The sequence below is a fragment of the Clostridium sp. CTA-7 genome, from assembly GCF_054768095.1.
This window is the reverse complement of record NZ_BAAAAV010000008.1, coordinates 93,259-113,967: the sequence shown is the minus strand read 5'-3', so window position 1 is coordinate 113,967 and position 20,709 is coordinate 93,259. Positions and strand designations below refer to the sequence as shown.

The window sequence follows — 20,709 nt, the reverse complement described above, 5'->3', positions numbered from 1 at the left end:
ACCTATCTGAGGATAGGGATAAAAATCAGAGTACCGGTATTTTGGATTTTTATTTTAGAGATTTCAAGGCAATACTTAGTTTTAAGTATTGGTTTTTTATTTTTTATAAAATAAAAAACCAAGAAATTAGCTTTCTTGGTTTCTAAAATATTGTCATAATCTTAATTAAAACTTAGTGATACATATGCAGCTTTTGTTACTTCATCAATTTCAAGTGTGTATTGACACTGCTCTATATTTATTCCGCTTGTAAAAGCCTGCTGTATAGAATCTTCTATATCTGTTTGTCCACCTTTAAAATAAAGAATCTTATATGTTTTACCGCTTATATTACTTAAAAAATCTTCTTTTATATAGTTGGAGAATTCATTTTTATCTTTAACTACCACTATATTATCTCCATTTAAATCTTTCTCTACTAAGTTTAAATTATCAAAACTATATTCTGTTCTAGTTGCTTTTGGATAATTGCTTTCATCCCATTTATGGGTATCTTTTATTTGTTCATCTGTAATATTAAAGTATGAATATCTAAGTTTGTTACTTCCATCATCCATTACAGGATCATTCCAAGTTGCATCTAAATGATAATACTCTCCGCCAAGTTTTACTAAATTCCATGCATGACTTATATAGCCATCCTTATTACGTGCCTCTCCAAGTATAGTCATTGTTTCTATACCTGCTGCTTTTAATAACTTGTCCATAGCAACAGCATATCCCTGACAAACTGCTATACCATCTATTAGAGCTCCATAAGCTGTATATGATTCCTTTGGCATATCTTCTGAAAAAATTCTTTCATCATACTTACAATTATTAATTAAATAATCATGAAGAGCTCTTTCTTTTTCATACTCCTTCATTTCTGGCCTTATTACTGTACTTAGGATTTCTTCTACTTTTTTATTAATCTCATTATTCTTGTTAACTAATACCTCTTTGCTCTCATAATATTCTGGCTCTAATATTACTCTTACAAATAATTTTAAATCCATTGTCTTAACTTTTGTATTATCAAAATTACCTGAAAGCTCTAAATGATCTTCTAAAATATCATTTATAACAGCTCCGTTAAATATCTTTTCATCATAGTTTTTCACATCAACAACTATTTCACTTTCATAATTGTATAACTGATTTTTTACAGCATCATAATAACCATCATAATCCTTAACTAAATTCCTACTAACTGCTTCACACCCTACCATCATTGATAGACACATTATAGCAGAAGCTAAAATTATCTTTTTAAATTTACCTGACATCTTTTCTCTTACCCCCCTACTCACTCTCATAAAAAACTTTTTATGTATAACATGTAATATTATCGTTATACTTTCTCTTTCCTTAATAATATTATGCCAAGTATATAAGGACAAATAATCAAGAATTGAATCAAGTAAATATTTAATAACCTTATTTCGGCGATTTAGAGACCTACTTATGGTACGCTTCTCCGTATCAGTAATAAGTTAGGTTTTTATTTGCAAATTCATCTCTAAGTTTTATGTTTCTAACTTCATAGTGAATCGCTTTGCTTCTCTACTAAAAAGCTTACATATTTCCTCATACACAACTCTTTTAACTTTAACTTCTGAGCCAATCATATAAGGGACTCTATAACTTCCCGTATCAATATCATCAAAACAAACTTCCCACTTAGAATACTTCACCACGACCTCACCAGTTCTATCTATGCCAACTATCCCTTCACCATTATCTGTAATCTTAATTCCGAGAACATCCAGAATATCTCCCCTAATACTTAGATAATCATATGGTCTGAATGTTAAATAAATGTCCTGATTAATCTTAATATCAGAAGCAATTAATAGTGGAACTCTTTTCAGATCATCAATTTGACCAAATGCATGGTTTTCGTCATACATTCTGTATTCTTCTTTGAGTTTCAGTAAAGGAACAACATCCTCTTCATCTGTGAATCCTACACCAGAAATGATGATTGTTGAATCTGTATTCTCTCCATAATTATTCTTATGCCTTTCTCTTTTACTATACCAACGTTCATAGTACGCTAATGAAATCCACTCTTCAGAATATACATCATTTATCGAATCATTAATTTCTTCAGGCATAGCAATATCCGATGGACGAGGAATAATTGAATTGCAATTGGCAATTATATACTCTATATCATCAATCAATATTTCATTCATTTCTTCTTCAATCATACTAAAGAATGGGTGTCCTACGAATCCATTGATAAACGCTTCTACTTCACGACTCATATGTTTCATGAATATATCGTAAAAATAAACATTTGGTACAAGAACGCTATATGACCTGTTGTATATGATATCTTGAAGGTTTTCTCGTGTATCCTTATCGGTTATTTCAAGAAAATAATTCTTAGCAATATTACCAATATCAACTCCTCTATCGTTTAGCAAAGCAAACCTATTATCCGACTCAATTAATATTCCTATGAAATAATTAATATTGTCATCTCCACCATCATATGAGTGAACATACTTTTCATAATTTCTTTCACTTTTCAGACCAGTAATCTTCCTAATCAAGTAGTCTACAGTACCATTATCAGTGGGGTAAACACTTAATAAGTCATTTACTAAAGTGTTTTCATGCAACTCTTCTTTAGTAAACCACCTTCTAATAAGCCACAATAAAACAATTAGTGAGTAGTCAATAAACAGATCCATCTTTTCAATATAACGCTTGAAAGGTTTTATGAAACATATACGATACTCTGGCTGCTCTAACATTTTGTTCAATGAAGAAATAATCCACCTATAACGATTTGCTTCACCATACTTTAGACGAGTAAGTAATAGAAACATTGCTCTTTCTATAGAAGAAAGTTCTTTGGACTTTTTAACTATTTCTTCAGAGTTATAATCATATTGTCCTGAAAGTCTAAAATTAATTATCTCAAACAACGACTCCCAGTACCGGATTATCAATTCACCATCATATCCAATTGCTGTTAAAGCATTTATTATTTCATCTCCTACTGCAAGATTATAGTCAACCGAATGAAGGTTATTATAGAAATACTCAAAAAAATGATCCTCAGCAACTTCTCTATTATATTCTACTGCTTTTATATAATACGCTGTTTCAGTCAACCTATGATACCACCCATCTTTGTGATTCAGAAACATCGATACGTAAATATAAGCCATAACTCCTGAATCTAAAGATAAGGCATCAACAACTCTAAGTATTCTTTCTCTATTTTTATCATCGCTCCTTCTATCATATATGTGCTTTATTAGGTTACTAATAAACATTTTTGAGTCATTGTTCAACTCATGAATTGACTGCAAGTATATATAAAGTCCTTGAATCTCACTTTCCTTTATTCCAAAGTTCACAATATACTCAAGTATTTCCTCAAAAGACATTACATCAAAACTTGAATGCCTCACATGTTTATCATAACTAATTTTGTTTGCTCCATCTCTATCATATTTTCTATTTGAACTAAGATCTAATTTAATTTCAGAATTAAATTCTACGTTCAAGTCCTCACATAGTCCTTTTATTTCCTCATAATCATCTTTATAGATTCCATTTGGATATCTATTCAGCAATTCTCTAATGGAAAGTCTAGCCAATTCCATTTGAGAGTTGGTAATTAGAACTCGTATGTTGTTTAAGTAACTATGAACAGTACTAGAACTCACCTGATTAGGTCTCGTCCTAAAAAGAGTATTTTCTATCAGTGGGTCTACTTCACTATTCATAATTTCTAAAAGGCTGTCTAAACTTTCTTCCAAAATCCAATAGTTTTGGGAGTCCAATAGTTCATAACTCAGATGTGTTAGAGCAATGTCTCTGTCAGTTCTAGCCAAAACTTCGAACCACTCTTTTTGATAAGTCTTTGTACTTCTACCATCAGTATGATATAAAACAGCATCGGCCAGTGGCTTAAGCCTTAAGATATTCTGAATTCCAGTTTTCTTATCAATTTTATAAATGCTTTCAACACTATCGATCAGCCGACTTAGTGTACGATCCTTTCTAAATGAATAAGACAATAAATACTCTACACCTTTTCGGAATTCAACTTTTGCTCTGTCTAACCATCCACTCTTTGCAAGGATAATCGCGTGTTTCAAACTATAATCAGCCAAATAAGAATAAAATCTACGTTTATCCTCATCGCCTATTTTGTCTTCAAATATTTCCGTTAAAACTGCACAGTTTGTATCATTTGCTATTTCTAAGAACAAGTCGAAGAGTTTGTGCGTTGGTAATGGACCACCAGTAGAACCACTTAGCGTAGTCATAGTTCCACTTGACATCTCAGCAATCAAACCAAGTATTGTACGCCATGTAGATTCATTTGAAACAAATTCAAGCGGGGATACTATTGACTCAAATATAATTGTCTCATACTTGTACAAATCACAAGTACGAGGCTCGCCCTTGAAGCATTCCATATCCTTGGTCAACCATGAATATGCTTCTATTAGCCTTGAATCATCAATCGACTCAGTTTCCCTTGCTTCAACAATTACTTTACTCACTTCATACACATATATGAGCCAATTATAATACCAGTTTCTATTTTCAGTAGATTTAACAAACTTATTTAATTTATCTGAATGGTTTGTAATAATCCATTGAATGTTTCTAATATAGTAATCTAGTGCAATTAAAGTGTCATCAGAGTATGGATCTGAGTGTAATAATTTTTCAAGTGCAGTATCAAGATATTGTTCATCAATTGCATATTTACCTAAAAATACATCTATACTCTTTATCCAATGTTCTTGTTCTTGAAGTTGATTTACCAGTTCTTTTAATTCTTCAACTAGTCCCCTTCTTGAATATTCAGTTATTATTACCTCTCTGTGACCATATGCGCCTTCAACTGCAACTTTTTCAATCTTATCAAGCATGTTTCGGCCAGTATCTAAACATGCACAAATAAAGTATTTATACTCTTCTAATCGCTCATTATGACTCTTTCGTTCTACTTGATTAGATTTCTTTGATTCTATGAGTAGCTTGATATACTCGTCCCATTCAGGAATGACGTTGTTTTCAGAGCAGAGATAACAGACTTTTAATCCTTCAGTGCAACTTAGTGCGTTTCGTCCTTCGTAGACTAAAATATTTTTAAGTTTTTCGAATCCATTAATAAGACCTAATCCAAGATAATAATACTGAGAATTTTCATCAAATGAATATTCTAGACTGTAAATCATATTGCTCAATTCAGTACATATTATTACGGCACCATAATCTTTAACCTTACAAGAAGTCTTCATTAAAATCTCAAAATTGCTTTTTAGCGAATTAATGTTATTACCATACAAAACGCTGTCAACAACAAATTCCTTATTGCAGTATTCTAGAATTTCATCATATCGTTTCGACTCAAAGAGAAGTACAAGTAAATTAAGATACGATTTTCTATCTTCATAGAAACCTCTATTTTTCAACCAGTCTATCAAGTATGAATAAATGGCTTTATCTACACTAACTTCATTTTTTTCTAGTAATTCAAGAACATATCTCCTAAAACTCTCATGATAAATTATGTAGCCACCAGAACAACTATTGTAAGATAATATACTTCTAATAGCCTCTAAACTTTCAGAGACATATGCACCTAAATGAGTAATCTCTTTAAGTTCAGATTCTGTTAATGGAAATGGAGAACCAGCCAATATTTGTGGCACCCTTTGACTTTCAGAGAGTTTTATCATTAAGAATGAATAGTAATTTTCTAAATTGTTATTATAAGTTGGGAATCCTTCAATCAATTCTCTTGTTATCATAACATGACTGTATTTAGATAATTCGTTCACCAAATACGTTAAATACAGTGGATTCCCTGAACTTTTTTCGATCAATAAATCCGATAGCATGCAGTGATAATCCAGTTCAACATCTGTTAGTCCATTATTAGTAATAAACTCTTTTACTTCACCAATGTCCCAAGGCTTTACTGAAAATTCCTTAAAGTCATGATCGCATAAGTTAATAACCTCAGTAACTGGCTGAGATGCTAAAACAACTTTTACGTTGTCAGGAAATATCAAACGTGAGATTACTTCCACAATTTCAGTGTCAATTTGTTTCATTGTTTCTTTATGAAAACTATATATTCTACCAATGTGATCTAATCCATCGACAATTAATACTACTTCTTCTTGTATATGATTAATTAAAACCTGTAATTCATCAAAATCCACACCATATTTGGAAGACTTACATGACTCTAGGTATGGAAATGACTCAATAATGTCATTAATTAAATTCGCTAAAAAGACATTTATAGTTATTCTTTCTTTTTCATATAAGTCATCTATCCCTGTATAACAATAATGCTGAACAACTTTAATGTCTTGTTCATCGAGAAAGTTTATAAAGTTTTGAATGAACCAAGACTTTCCTGATCCGGGTTCTCCAAGTAGACCTACTTTATTGTTTATAAATACAAACTCCTTGAATTCATGATATTTTGTTGAATTCAGTACATTAATACCTCTATCAATCTTAAAACTCTGCTCAATGTTTCCGTAACTTTTCATCAGACCGAGGTCAAAAATCACTTTAGTTAGTTCAATGACTTCACCTCTCGCACGCAGTCCTTTAATGATATACATCAAATGCATGGCGACATCAACTACTGATTTCTTGTCATTTGGAAATTTTCCAACACCAAAGATCCTTAGGCTCTTTATAACCAAATTCTCTAAGTCGCCGGGATTAGCAAAATCTGTACTTGATTTCGGAAGATTCACTTCAATAGTTAAATCATTAATAAAGTTCTCAAATTCACATCTATTAATCTCCGTGGACTTCCCTCTTAATCGTCGCCATGACGAAATAGGAATTCCATCTGAAGGCCATATACTCTCAAGATCAATTTTTAGCACCTTAACATCATTACTTTGATAAAAATTAGTTATATCTTGCTCTACCAAAAAATCAAGGTCTTGAGAATCCACAAGTAGTTCCCATGCCAAACAAATCCTAATATCAATATTCTTGTCTTGAGGCAACTCTTGCCATGATCTAAATAATGTATCTAGGGCTAAATCATATTTTTCAGAAGACAAATCTGCTTTTTCAAATATTTTATTATCACTATACTTAATCTGTCTCTTCATTATTGAATCACTTGTAATAATTGTCAGATCATCAAACTTATCATTTTCTGATTCCTTTTTATCAATCTTGAAGATGGCACTATCATCAGTTAATAACATATTTATAATATGATATGCCGTAAATAAATCTTGATATTCATATCCTTTATGTGCATCTAATAAACTCACAACTCACCCTCCTTCAAATTTCTACATTTCTGCCTATATAGCAGAACCTCACTTACCTATGATAAGCTTCTATATACATTATTCTAAATCCCATCTCTATTAATTAAAGCCTCAAACCACTTCTCATCACTACAAATTTCATTTCTATTTCTATCTACTGCTATAATTCTTAAGTTTGATGTATTGTCTAGTCTTAATTTTTCTTTATATTCATTTATTGATTTTCTTAAGTTAAAGCAGCCTCCATCTACGTAGTGAATGATACATATAGTTTTATTGTAATCTTCAATTAATTCTCTAAATAAGCCATTAATATGTCCATCATCGCAGTTAAAGGCAAATCCGCATACACAAATAATATCTGATTCTTTAAATTTATTAAACATATCTACATATCTTTTAGACATCTTAACTGATGTCAATGGCTTTATACCACTTTGAGTAAATAAGAAGGGGACTATTATATGTTTTTTATCTTTATTTTCATCAAATGATATTATTTTATTTAAATATGGATCATAGTAATCATTTATAGATCCATTTAAGTAGTAAACTTCTTCTTTTATTATATCTTCTATGAATGAGTTATAGTTTGTTGTCCCTATTGCATTTATATCTGCAAATTCTTTTAGATATAAAACATCATGATAATATCCATTACCTTCTTTTATCTTTTCTGTATTGCTTTTTGCTATTGATTCGATATACCTTTTTACTGTATATAAAAATATAACTATTTTATTAAATTTTCCCCAATCAGTTTTAGGACTATAAATATATCTCCAGTTAGAATCAATTAATGTTTGATAATCTAATGCTCTTGAATATATATCCTCTAATATTTGTAATCCAAATCTAGTTATTTTCTCTTCATTACTATAATTTTCTTGTATATCTAAATCTTCATTTTCTATTAATAGCTCTAACCCCTTCATACCTGTATTTGTATAATCTAATGTAAAGATTGCTCCAAGATCATCAAATAAATCTATGCTTTCTGGACTATCATAAAAAATTCCATCATTTAATCTATGTATTAAATCTTCACCTAATGATCCTATTAATAATTCAAGTATTGCTCTTGTTATATTTCTTATGCTTAACTTAAATTGATAGCTTACGTTCTCCAATTCTAATAATTTTAAAAATCCAGAAAAATAGTTACTTCCAAAAAGTGAGTTATCTCCTCCTAGTAATGGATTTAACTTTATTATATGAGAGTAATTATAGGAGCCTAATTCTAAACCTGTTATTTCTAAAAATACTTTATCTATATCAGTTCCATTATCATATAATCTTTGTGATATAAGACCAACCTTCTCATCAAAATTATTTAAGTAATCTAATATATTGTTTCTTTTGTTTTCTAAACTACCTTTTACTATTGATTCATATTGTGTCTTAGTAAAAGCAGTTAATTTTTTATTATCAAATCCTTCTGGTAACCATCTTGCATAATTTGATTGTTTATCAACGTTATTTAATTGTTCTTTTAAAATAATCTTATCATCACTAGTATTCATTCTAAAAATATCAAGTGCAAACTTTCCACCTGATGGTAATCCATATGAACATTCAGCACCAGCTCCAAAAAACAAAGAAACTTTAGTCATAATACATTCCCTCCGAAGAAATATTTAATATGTTAATTGTAACATATTTACCATTTATTTACCCAAAATTTATTAGCATAAAGATAAAAAAACAGGCCCTTACTTGATTCATTTCCAATTATCAGTGTATATTATATGCTACTTTACTATAAACTCAAAAAAGAGGTAGTAGATCATATAAATTTAAATCTACTACCTCTATAATATATTTTAAATTAGCTAATGCTCATTATTAATTCTTTAATATCTTTAATATTTTTTGCTATTAAGCTAGCTTCCTTAAGTTCATCTTTATTACCGAATCCATACTCACATCCTACTGAATATAAACTGTGAATTTTTGCAATTTCAATATCAACAAATCTATCTCCAACAACTACAAAGTCTCCAACATACTTTTCTTTTATAAAATTAAATATTTTATGTTTTGGTGCAAAGTCAAACTGTTCAGTACAATAAAAGTCTGTAAAATAGTCTTCTAACTTAAATATTTTCATATGCTTGTTCATATATTGAATTTTACAATTACTTAAAAATATTAAATTAAATTCACTATCTTTTAAACTTTTAAGTACCTCTATAGCACCATCATACAGTTCTGCCTTACCTTCTTCTAAATATTGAACCATAGCTGAACCTATTATAGAACTACATTTTTGCTTTTCTTTCTCTGGAAGGTTTGGCATAAAACTATTCCACATATCCTTTGCGCTATATCCTAACCACTTGCTTATCTCATAGTCCTGCCAGGTTCTCTCTTCAGCATAACCTTCTTCCACTAATTGCTTATAAGCTTTTCTAAATGCTGGGCCATAGATTTTTATACTATTGTGTAATGTTCCATCATAATCAAATATAATATTTTTAACTCTATTCATAATATTAGAAGTTCTTTAAAAGATTTGCCATTTCTATTGCTGTTACTGCTGCATCATAGCCTTTGTTTCCTGCCTTAGTTCCAGCTCTTTCAATAGCTTGCTCAATTGTATCTGTTGTTAAGACTCCAAATATTACTGGCTTTTCAGTTTGCACGGAAACTGTTGCAATTCCTTTTGAAGCTTCAGCGCATACATAATCAAAATGAGGAGTTGAGCCCTTTATTACTGCTCCTAAGCATATTATAGCATCATACTTTTTATTTTGAGCCATCTTCTTAGCTACTAGAGGAAGTTCAAATGCACCTGGTACCCAAGCAACGTCTATATTATTTTCCTCTACTCCATGTCTCTTTAATCCATCTAATGCTCCACCTAATAACTTTGAAACTATAAATTCATTAAATCTTCCCACTACTATACCAACATTAAGTCCTTGTGCTACTAAATTTCCTTCTATTATCTTCATTTCTTTTTTCCTCCTAATATTCTAATTTATTATTTATTTTAATTTTAATAATTTAACATATGATTTAATTTTTCTTTTTTAGTTTTTAAATAGAACTCATTTTTTTCATTATGATTCATCTGAATTGGAACTCTATCTACAACTTCTATTCCACACTCTGATAAACCATTTATTTTTCTTGGATTATTTGTCATAAGTCTTAACTTTGTAACCCCTAAATCTTTTAATATTGCTGCTGCCACATCGTAGCTTCTCATATCTGCTGGAAAGCCAAGCATAACATTAGCTTCTACTGTATCATAGCCTTGATCTTGAAGAGCATAAGCTCTCATCTTATTTATAAGGCCTATTCCTCTACCTTCTTGTCTCATATAAAGTAATATTCCAGAACCTTCTTCAGCAATTCTCTTCATAGCTGCATCATATTGCTCTCCACAATCACATCTTTTAGATCCTAATGCATCTCCAGTTAAACATTCTGAGTGAATTCTTACTAAGATTGGTGTATCTTCATTTATTTCTCCTTTAACTAATGCAACATGATGCTCTCCATTTAATTTATTTATAAATCCAAACATTTTAAAATCCCCATATATCGTTGGCATTTTTATCTCAACAATTCTCTCAACTGAGGTTTCCTTTGCTTCTTCTTTTTTTCTATACTCAACTAAATCTGCTATAGTTATAATCTTTAAGTTATGAATATTAGCAAATTCCATAAGTTCTGGTGTTCTTGCCATAGTTCCATCCTCATTCATAATTTCACATATAACTCCTGCTGACTTTAATCCTGCAAGCTTAGCTAAATCTACAGCGGCTTCAGTATGACCAATTCTCTCTAATACTCCGCCATCTTTAGCTATTAATGGAAATACATGTCCTGGTCTTCTAAACTCCTCTGGCTTGCTATCTTCTAAAACTTTTTTAATAGTTAAAGCTCTTTCAAAGGCTGATATTCCTGTTGTTGTATCAATGTGATCAATAGCTACTGTAAAGGCGGTTCCATGATTATCTGTATTATTAGTAACCATTGGATTAATATTTAACTCTTTCATTCTTTTGCCTTCTACAGGCATACATATAAGGCCTCTCCCATATTTAGCCATAAAGTTTATAGCTTCACCTGTAACCATATCTGCTGCCATTAATAAATCTCCCTCATTTTCTCTATCAGGGTCATCTATTACAACTATTATTTTACCTTCTCTTATATCTTCTATAGCTTCTTCAATTGTATTAAACTTAAACATCTTCTCTCCTCCAATTTTATAGAAATCCATTTTCTCTAAGAAAGTTTTCACTGATTGATTCTTTTTTCATTGCTTCATTTTTAACTGTTAAACCTAAAAGTTTTTCAACATACTTCCCTATAACATCACACTCAAGATTTACTGTTTCTCCTGGCTTTTTCTTTAATAAAATAGTTTCCTCTCCTGTATGAGGTATTATAGATACTTTAAACATCTCATTATCAACATAAGCAACTGTTAAGCTTATTCCATCTATTGCAATGGATCCTTTTTCAACAACGTATTTCAAAATTTCTGAGGATGCTTTTATACTTACCCATGTTGCATTATCTTCTTTAACTAAAGAAATAATCTCTCCTGTTCCATCTATATGGCCGCTTACTATATGACCTCCAAGTCTAGTTTCTAAACTTAAAGCTCTTTCTAAATTCACCTTACTTCCTATTGAAAGCTGTCCAAGATTACTTCTTCTAAGAGTTTCAGCCATAACATCAGCTTCAAATGTATTTCCACTTATGTTTGTTATAGTAAGACAAACTCCATTTGTGCATATACTGTCTCCTAATATTGTCTTATCTAAGACCTTATTTGCCTTAATTGCAATCTTTGAAGATTTTTCATTATTTTTAATTCCTTGAATTACTCCAATTTCTTCAACAATTCCCGTAAACATCCTATCTTTCAGCCCCCTTCAGATAACCTTCAATTAGCAAATCTCTCCCAACAGATATAACTTTCATATTTTCTAGCATTATTGCATTACTTAATTTCTCTATTCCTTTTCCTCCTACAGGAGTTTTTGACTTTTCTCCACCTATAATCTTAGGTGCTATATAAGCTTGTATTTTATCTACTATTTTATCTTCTAATGCTGAAAAGCTTAATGTTGATCCTCCTTCTAAAAGAATGCTATCTATATTTAATTTACCTAGTTCCACCATTAAACTTTGTAAATCTACCCTTTCATTTTTAGCTTTAATTATTATTACTTCTACACCTAGCTTTTTTAAGTCCAATACCCTATCTTTATTAGCTAATTCTGTTGTTGCAACAATGGTCCGAGCTAATTTATCAATCACTACCTTTGATTCCATAGGAATTCTAAGTTTACTATCTACAATTATTCTTATTGGGTTTCTTCCACCTTCTAACCTACAAGTTAACTCAGGATTATCTTTAATAACTGTATTAACGCCTACCATAATGGCCGATAGCTTATTCCTTAATTTATGAACTTCTTTCCTTGATTCCTCATTTGTAATCCATTTTGATTCACCTGATGGAGTAGATATTTTTCCATCTAAAGTCATGGCAGTTTTTAAAACTACAAAAGGCTTTTTTTCAACGATATATTTCATAAAAACTTCATTAACTTTTTTACATTCTTCCTCTAAAACTGATGTTACAACATCTATACCTGCATCCTTTAGCTTTTTAATTCCTCTCCCTGCAACTAAAGGATTTGGATCAAAAGCTCCAACAACTACCTTAGCGATTTTATTTTCAATTATTTTATCTACACAAGGTGGAGTTTTACCATAATGTGAGCATGGTTCTAAAGTTACATAAAGAGTAGCACCTTTTGATTCTTCTATTAAACTACTAAAGGCATTAACCTCAGCATGGGCCTTCCCATACTCTTCATGGTATCCTTCACCTATTACTTTTTCATCCTTTACTATAACCGCACCAACCATTGGATTAGGGTTAACTTTTCCTACTCCTTTTTTTGCTAATTCAATAGCCATTCTCATATACTTTTCATTCAATATCATCATCTCACAATCATAATAATTTGAATTTAATAAATCTTAATCATATATAAAAACAAAAGCCCTGAGTTTTTGACTCAGGGCTTTTCTATAATAAACTACATAAAAAATCACTAATTAAATCTATTAATTAATCAATAACTTAAATAGATATAGTTATGTAATTAAATATAGTAACCTAAAAAATAGGACATATGTAAGTTTACTTATTCCGTCTCTACACTCCAAGTTAACGCAAACTTACATATATCCACGTACAAACTGAAGGTAAAGAAAGTATAAAATAAATCTACTTTTCCAAATTGAATTGCTAAAATCCTTATATAATAACATTTTCTAAATATTAAAAAAGCTCTGAAATATATAATATTTCAGAGCATAATACACAAATGGATATAGCTATTCTTAGATTTCTATACCTTTATATTTCTATCTTCTTCCATCCAGACTTTACTGTCGGCCTCGGAATTTCACCGAATCATGCCATAAGGCTCGCGGGCTTTACCGCCGGTAGGGAATTTCACCCTGCCCTGAAGATCTATTAAATTTTACACCTTAATTCTATATCCTTGATTATTATTTGTCAATATATTAATTTAATAACTTTTTCAATATATTTTCATTTAGAACAAAAACATTTTCAATCCATATATTCAATTAAATGTTAATTATGCTATAATATGCGTGACGTATTGGAGGTGTTTTTATGGAGGTCATTGGTACATTCAGCTCTAAATCAGCTTGCTCCTTGCAAAGACTACAACAAAGTCAGCTATGCTTTGTTTGGAGCCTAAGCTGTTAAATTAGCTGAAGTGCGAACATGTTTTAGGCTCTGTAACACATAACTTTCTAGTATTCTTTGCTTTAATACTATTATAAGAGTTGAGGAGTAAGGAAATGAAATATATAAAAGCACAAGATGTGTTACCAGAGGAAATTGTCAAAATAATACAAGAATATGTAGATGGAGAATATCTTTATGTACCAAGGAAAAATGATAATCATAAGGCCTGGGGAGAAAAGAGTGGTATAAAAAGTAGCCTTAAAGTGAGAAATAATGAAATTTATAAAAAGTACATTGCTGGGACTACTATTAATGAACTAACTAAAGAGTATTATCTATCAGAAAAAAGTATAAGAAGAATAATAAGTCAAGAAAAACTTTTATGCTCATAATCATTACAGAATTATTTGTTAGATTGAATGCTTATTTTAAGCTATGATATGATTTCATCATGGCAATCCAATGAGAATTATCATTTCTAATTTAAACAAGGTTCAAAAGTAAAGTGATTATAAGTATGTAGTATGTTTTAAATCAGGATGATTATTTTTACTTTCAATTGGAGTAATAATAATCATCTTTTTTAGTTTGCTGATTGTAAAACAAAACTGTAAGTAAGGCTGCTTACATAAATAATAAAACAACATATATTAGAAAAGAGGTGTTAGATTTTATGAATGCTTTTATAAAAAAACATGAATATAATTATATAAAAAAATGTTTAAATGATTTAAATAATGCTTTTAGAGGTTGTATAGATGTTAATATTATTGAAGCAACTAAAGCATATATACAGGAAAAAATATTGCGTATTTTTACAAGTTTATCTAAAGAAGAAAAAGAAATACTTGATATTACTAGAATAAATGACCACTTGCAAATTGATAAGTATTTATCTGATTTGAATGAATATGTATATGGAATGATAAACATTACAAATGAGCAAATCAATAAATTGTTTAAAAAGGAAAAGAAATTTAAATTACCAACCTCAAATGCACAAGATTCAAAGAATGTGTATTTAGGTTGGATTGATGAATCTATTAGAAAATTATTTGTAGTTTACAATATGAATGGTAAACTCATAGGTATGGCATGTAGAATTCCAAATTATAGTTCCAATAATGCTCATATATGTACACTTTGTAATCATGTAGGCGAAAAAAATGAAGTAGCCTTTGTTTCAGCTATCTGTAAAACAGCTAATTCTAAGGAAGGTAACTATAAGGCAATAGGCTTTGATATATGTTTAGATAGTGCAAAGTGTAATGAGAGAATTGTATCAGTGGAAAAGCTTGAAAAAATTTTAAAGGATGTTAACAATATAAAATAACAGTAGAATCTATCTTTAGCTATTACTCACAATTGAAAAATCATGGACAGTAGGTAAACTTGTGTAAAATTAACTCTACCTACTATCCAATTATTTCATTATTAAATTGACTTTAGCTAAACTGTTGTCACATTAGATTATACTCAAAGTTGTATAATAAAAATTAAGTTCCACAAAATGTTCTGTATGGACGTTTTGATGGTTCAGGCAATGTAGAATAGTATTCATAATCTTTAGAGTAATCATATGGTGATGAAAGAGCCTCTAGAAGTTTATCCATTACGCTATAGTCACCATTCGTCACTGCCGCTTCTAATGCCTCTTCTACTCTATGATTACGTGGAATTACTACTGGATTAGAACTTTGCATAAGTTGTTTTGATGCATCTTTTGACTCAGGTTGTCTTGTTAGTCTTTCTTGCCATATTTTATACCATTTTTTAAATTCTTCTGTTTTAAACATTTTAGTATCTTCTATATTATCAATTGTTAATTCACGGAATGTATTTGTATAGTCTTCACTATGCTGATACATAATTATTAAAAGGTCTCTTATTAATGCTTCATCTTCTAATTCTTCGTTAAATATCCCAAGCTTAGCTCTCATTCCAGAAAGCCAATTTGCTTTATATATCTCATCAAAATCTGAAACTGCATTTTGTGCTAATTCCACAGCTTCATCTTGATTAGTATGAAGAAGTGGTATTAGTGTTTCAGCAAATCTTGCAAGATTCCACGCAGCCAGTTTAGGTTGGTTTTCATAAGCATATCGACCTTGAGTATCAATAGAGCTAAATACAGTTGCAGGATCATATGCATCCATAAAGGCACAAGGACCGTAATCAATAGTTTCTCCACTAATTGCCATGTTATCAGTATTCATGACCCCATGTATAAAACCAACAAGTTGCCATTTTGCTATAAGCTCAGCCTGTCTTTTTATTACTTCTTGTAGTAAAGAAAGATATTTATTTTCTTTATCATCTACATTTGGAAAATGTCTATTTATAGTATAGTCAGCTAATTCTTTAAGCTCATGAACATTTCCAAATCTTGAAGCAAATTGAAATGTTCCTACACGTATATGACTTGAGGCCACACGAGTCAGTATTGCACCAGGTAAATAGCTTTCACGTATTATTGGTTCACCGGTTGTAACAACAGCCAAACTACGAGTTGTAGGAATTCCAAAAGCATTCATTGCTTCACTTATAATATATTCTCTTAGCATTGGTCCTAATGCAGCTTTACCGTCTCCGCCTCTTGAATATGGAGTTCTACCCGAACCTTTAAGTTGAATGTCAACTCTCTCACCATTAGGAGTTATATGTTCTCCTATTAACACAGCTCTACCATCACCTAACATAGTAAAATGTCCAAATTGATGTCCTGCATAGGCTTGAGCAAGTGGCACGGAACCTTCTGGAATCTTATTCCCAGCAAATATCTCTAATCCTTCATTGCTTTGTAGAAACTTTGAATCTAGTCCTAATGATGTTATTAAAGAATAATTAAGTGCAACCAATTTTGGTGATGGCACATGACTTGGATTCTGTTCAGTAAAAAATATTTCCGGAAGACCAGCATAACTATTATCTAATTTAAAACCTGTTCCTATTATTTTCTTTTCTTCTGTCATAATATCTCCTTTTCTTATTTTAGTTTTTATATATAGTCTTTTTAAATATCCAATTCTATAATAACGTCCCACTTTTAGTTTCTACTTATAGGAACTTATTATACTAGATATATTTAAAGTAAAATCTCTTTGTAGTTTAAATCATAATTGCTTAATATATATAAGCATCTAGGTCCATTTTTAAATTAAAGTAACTATAACCATAACATATTATTAAAAATAATTATTATTAAATAAATATTATTATAACATGTTTACCATTTATTTACCCAAGTTTTATTATTATAAAAAAGATTATGGAAAAATTTTATTGTTTTCTCCATAATCTTTTTTTAATTTTATAGAAATTGTTTTCTATTATTATATAAAGACTTATATCCTAAATTTAAAGATAGAAAGACAGTTAGGCAAACAGAGGTACAGATTGCAATCATAATAGCTATTTGGTACATAATAGCTGTAGTAGGTACTGTACCAGATAATATTTGTCCAGTCATCATTCCAGGTAAAAAGATTATCCCCATTCCAACCATGGAATTTAATGTAGGAATTAATGCAGTTTCTAAAGCATTGTTAGCAAAAGGCTTTAAAATATCTTTAGGTTCCACACCTAAATTAAGTAAGGTGTTAATTTTGCTTTTTTCTTTGTTTATGGAATCCATGAAAGTTTTTATCCCAATGTTTATTCCAGTCATGGCATTACCAATTATCATACCTGCTAAAGGTATGGTATATTGAGGATCAAATATAGATTTTTTCACTACAATACCAACAAAGAAAAATAGAATAAAAAGCCCTGCAAATGTTAAAGAAATTCCTATTGCAAGTTTAAAATAATTGTTTAAGTCTTTTCTGCTTCTAATTACTCTATTAATAGAAAATGTAATCATGCCTACTAGAAAAATTACAGTAAATATAGGTTTTGAATTACTAAACATATATTGAAGTATATAACCTACAATCACAAGTTGAACTGACATTCTTAAACTTGCAATTAAAAGAAGTTTTGTTTGATTAATTTTTGATTTTTTCATTATAAGTAACACTATAATTAGCAGTAAATAAATAAGTGAAAACTGAAAAATACCAAGTTTAGCTACTCCTTCCACAGTTTGTCCCCCTTAACTATTTCAATTTTATTTTCACAAAAATTATCAACAATATTTTTATCGTGGCTTACTATTACCATATCAATATTCTTTTCTTTACAAAAGTTTGTTATATTCTCCATTACTCTATAGCTATTCTTTTCATCTAAGGCTGAAGTTGGTTCGTCTAATAATATAACCTTTGGGCATAATGATAAAAAAATAGATATATAAACTCTTAGACGTTCACCGCCAGAAAGGGTAGTTGCATTTTGCTCTAAAGGAACATCTACTAAGCAAAGTTCGGTAATGTAACGTACATAATCCATGGTAGGAATAGGTTCGTGCCTTAGTGAATAAAAGGTTTTAAAATTATCTGAAATGCTCTCATCAAAAAGAAATGGTTCCTGTGAAACCAAGCTTACATTGCGCCTTAAAACAATGGGGTCATATTCCTCAATTGCTTTGCCATTATACAGCAACTCTCCTGATATTGGGCTTATGGAATTGTTCAACAGTTTTAAAAAAGTACTTTTACCACTCCCGCTCTCACCAACAATAAAATTAATTTTACCTTTTTCAATTCTCACATTATCATAAGTTAAATTAGACTTGTAAATAAGATTACTCGCTTGAAATAATGGTTCATTCATTATATCCACTTCCTTTATCTATATTAAAGATAATATCACACCTAGCATGCCAGATATTTCGATACATCTATAAAATTAACTTTCTAATTCATTATTAGAATATCTCTTTGAAGTTAAATCCGCTCATTGACTATAGGGTGACAAATAATATCTCTCTGAAAGACATTGTGTAGACAATCCTTCTAAATAACCTTCATATATCTTTGCATTTCTATTGAATAATTATAAAGAATTTCAATAACTGGTTCATTTTATTTATATAATATGCTTCTAATTTCTTTTGGATTAATTTATAATTTAAATCTTCTAAAATAACTTTAGCTTTATTTTTATTTGCATTTACTCTAAATTTTTCACTATTATATAATGTGCTTTTTATTACATTTAGGACAATTTCTTTTTACTATTGATAAATTTTCAGGAACTAGTTCCCATTGATATTTTTTAAATAGCTCATTTTGCTCCTCCTAATAAAAATGAGTCAATATGATAAAAATCATATTGACTCAATACTTTAAAATAAAACCTAATTTATTTATGGTACGGTTCCCCATAAATAATGTTAGCTTTCATTATTGTAAATTCCTCACAGAATAATATTATTTATTAATCACTGAATTAAAATCCCTCTTATAATTCATATGGCCAGCCATTACTACTAAGAACACTAATAATTCTCCGCCTAAATTACTAAGCCATATGCCGTTATCTCCTATTATTCTTGGCAATATTAGTAAAGAAATTTGAGTAGCCAGAAATCCTCTAAATACGCATATAGTAGTTGAAATTTTGCACATTTCGATACTTTGAAAATAAGCTGCTTTAACTATATTAATACCAGCAAAGAAAGTTCCTAGGCTAAATATTTTAATTGCATTATATGTTGTTTCTATCAAATCGATATTGGTAGTAAAAAATGATATTATCCATTTTCCAAATATGAGAAAAATAAAATAATTAACAAAGGCTGCTACAAGCGCACTTTTTATAGCTAATGAATAATAATATTTAACTTTTTCCTCTTCTCCAGCCCCGTGATAAAAGCTTAATAGCGGTTGCATCCCTTGGGATATACCTATAATTATCATATTTATAACTGTTAATATATAGTTTATTATGCTATAGGTTGCAGCACCATTTTCCCCAATTCTCTTTAAAATTACCATATTAAAAGCCATTGTTACAACTGCTATGGTACACTCTGTTAAGAATGCTGGAAATCCTATTATTGTTATATCCTTAATTGCTTTAAAGGATATTTTGCATCTTTTAAAGCGGAGGACTCCTTTTCCACTTAGAAAGTACACAATTGCTATGGCCATGCTTACAAGCTCACCTAACCCTGTAGCAATAGCAGCTCCTATAACGCCCCACTTAAATATAAAAATAAATATATAATCTAGCAATATGTTAGTTAATGCTCCTGCTATCATTGCAAACATAGCAAGCCTTGGTGCGCCATCATTTCTTAAAAAACAGTTTAACCCCTGGCTTAAAACTAAAGGTACAGAAAATATGAAACAAAACCTTATATAATTATACACATCCTCTATTAGAGACTCCGGTGCTCCCAAGACATAGGCTATAGGTTTTGAAAAAAATACACCTACTATAAATATTAGGATTGCCACTATAATTAAGAATAAAATAGATTCATTAAATTTATTTATAGCCTCCTGTTTTTTACCAGCTCCTAAGTTCATCGCAACTAATGTTGATCCACCAACAGAAATTATTAGCCCTAATGCTGTAGCTATCAGGTTTGGTGGGAATGCTATATTTACTGCTGCTAGTGCATTACTTCCAACCCCTTTACCAACAAACATTCCATCTACAACAATGTATAATGACGTAACTAACATTCCAATTACAGCTGGAATTACATAGTTAAAAAATTTTCTCATCAATACAATCCCCTCCTTACAGAGAAGAATTATATACTCTACAACT

At 30.1% G+C, this 20,709-nt stretch carries 14 protein-coding genes and 1 riboswitch; of the genes, 2 read left to right on the top strand and 12 right to left on the bottom strand.

Translation table 11 applies throughout. From position 1 onward, the window contains the following. Positions 1-161 precede the first annotated feature (161 nt). The 8 genes from ACYUEX_RS14785 to ribD all read right to left on the bottom strand — a co-directional run bounded on the left by ACYUEX_RS14785 (position 162) and on the right by ribD (position 13,259). Complete coding sequence (locus ACYUEX_RS14785; protein ID WP_460288879.1) at positions 162-1,268, bottom strand: transglutaminase domain-containing protein; 1,107 nt, start codon at positions 1,266-1,268, stop codon at positions 162-164. Between the two features lie 240 nt (positions 1,269-1,508). After that, positions 1,509-7,283: a hypothetical protein gene (locus ACYUEX_RS14780; protein WP_460288878.1), complete on the bottom strand. Its 5,775-nt coding sequence runs from the start codon at positions 7,281-7,283 to the stop codon at positions 1,509-1,511. A gap of 83 nt (positions 7,284-7,366) precedes the next feature. Continuing rightward, a complete protein-coding gene (locus tag ACYUEX_RS14775; RefSeq protein ID WP_460288877.1) occupies positions 7,367-8,896 on the bottom strand; it encodes a hypothetical protein in 1,530 nt (509 codons plus the stop codon). Between the two features lie 215 nt (positions 8,897-9,111). After that, positions 9,112-9,774 carry an HAD family hydrolase gene (locus tag ACYUEX_RS14770; protein WP_460288876.1) on the bottom strand — a complete coding sequence of 221 codons (663 nt, stop codon included), beginning with the start codon at positions 9,772-9,774 and terminating at the stop codon, positions 9,112-9,114. Positions 9,775-9,778: 4 nt separating this feature from the next. Further along, complete coding sequence (ribH, locus tag ACYUEX_RS14765) at positions 9,779-10,240, bottom strand: 6,7-dimethyl-8-ribityllumazine synthase (RefSeq protein ID WP_460288875.1); 462 nt, start codon at positions 10,238-10,240, stop codon at positions 9,779-9,781. A gap of 44 nt (positions 10,241-10,284) precedes the next feature. Continuing rightward, entirely contained in the window at positions 10,285-11,490 is a 1,206-nt protein-coding gene (locus tag ACYUEX_RS14760; protein ID WP_460288874.1) for a bifunctional 3,4-dihydroxy-2-butanone-4-phosphate synthase/GTP cyclohydrolase II, read from the bottom strand. 16 nt (positions 11,491-11,506) lie between these two features. After that, positions 11,507-12,163: a riboflavin synthase gene (locus tag ACYUEX_RS14755; RefSeq protein ID WP_460288873.1), complete on the bottom strand. Its 657-nt coding sequence runs from the start codon at positions 12,161-12,163 to the stop codon at positions 11,507-11,509. Between the two features lies 1 nt (position 12,164). Then, a complete protein-coding gene (gene ribD, locus ACYUEX_RS14750) occupies positions 12,165-13,259 on the bottom strand; it encodes a bifunctional diaminohydroxyphosphoribosylaminopyrimidine deaminase/5-amino-6-(5-phosphoribosylamino)uracil reductase RibD (protein ID WP_460288957.1) in 1,095 nt (364 codons plus the stop codon). A 430-nt stretch (positions 13,260-13,689) separates the two neighbouring features. Further along, positions 13,690-13,804, bottom strand: a riboswitch (FMN riboswitch). A gap of 355 nt (positions 13,805-14,159) precedes the next feature. Here ribD and ACYUEX_RS14745 point away from each other — a divergent pair. Both ACYUEX_RS14745 and ACYUEX_RS14740 read left to right on the top strand, forming a co-directional pair. Then, complete coding sequence (locus ACYUEX_RS14745; protein ID WP_460288872.1) at positions 14,160-14,438, top strand: CD3324 family protein; 279 nt, start codon at positions 14,160-14,162, stop codon at positions 14,436-14,438. A gap of 281 nt (positions 14,439-14,719) precedes the next feature. Further along, a complete protein-coding gene (locus ACYUEX_RS14740; RefSeq protein WP_460288871.1) occupies positions 14,720-15,379 on the top strand; it encodes a FusB/FusC family EF-G-binding protein in 660 nt (219 codons plus the stop codon). 163 nt (positions 15,380-15,542) lie between these two features. On the opposite strand, the gene ACYUEX_RS14735 is transcribed toward ACYUEX_RS14740, so the two are convergent. From ACYUEX_RS14735 to ACYUEX_RS14720, 4 genes are all read right to left on the bottom strand, one after another. After that, positions 15,543-17,018 carry a protein adenylyltransferase SelO gene (locus ACYUEX_RS14735; protein ID WP_460288870.1) on the bottom strand — a complete coding sequence of 492 codons (1,476 nt, stop codon included), beginning with the start codon at positions 17,016-17,018 and terminating at the stop codon, positions 15,543-15,545. Positions 17,019-17,356: 338 nt separating this feature from the next. Further along, a complete protein-coding gene (locus tag ACYUEX_RS14730) occupies positions 17,357-18,127 on the bottom strand; it encodes an ABC transporter permease (protein WP_460288869.1) in 771 nt (256 codons plus the stop codon). Further along, on the bottom strand, positions 18,115-18,759 hold the full coding sequence (locus ACYUEX_RS14725) for an ABC transporter ATP-binding protein (RefSeq protein WP_460288868.1): 645 nt from the start codon (positions 18,757-18,759) through the stop codon (positions 18,115-18,117). The genes ACYUEX_RS14730 and ACYUEX_RS14725 overlap by 13 nt, the downstream gene beginning before the upstream one ends. A gap of 599 nt (positions 18,760-19,358) precedes the next feature. Beyond that, complete coding sequence (locus ACYUEX_RS14720) at positions 19,359-20,663, bottom strand: MATE family efflux transporter (protein ID WP_460288956.1); 1,305 nt, start codon at positions 20,661-20,663, stop codon at positions 19,359-19,361. Positions 20,664-20,709 lie beyond the last annotated feature (46 nt).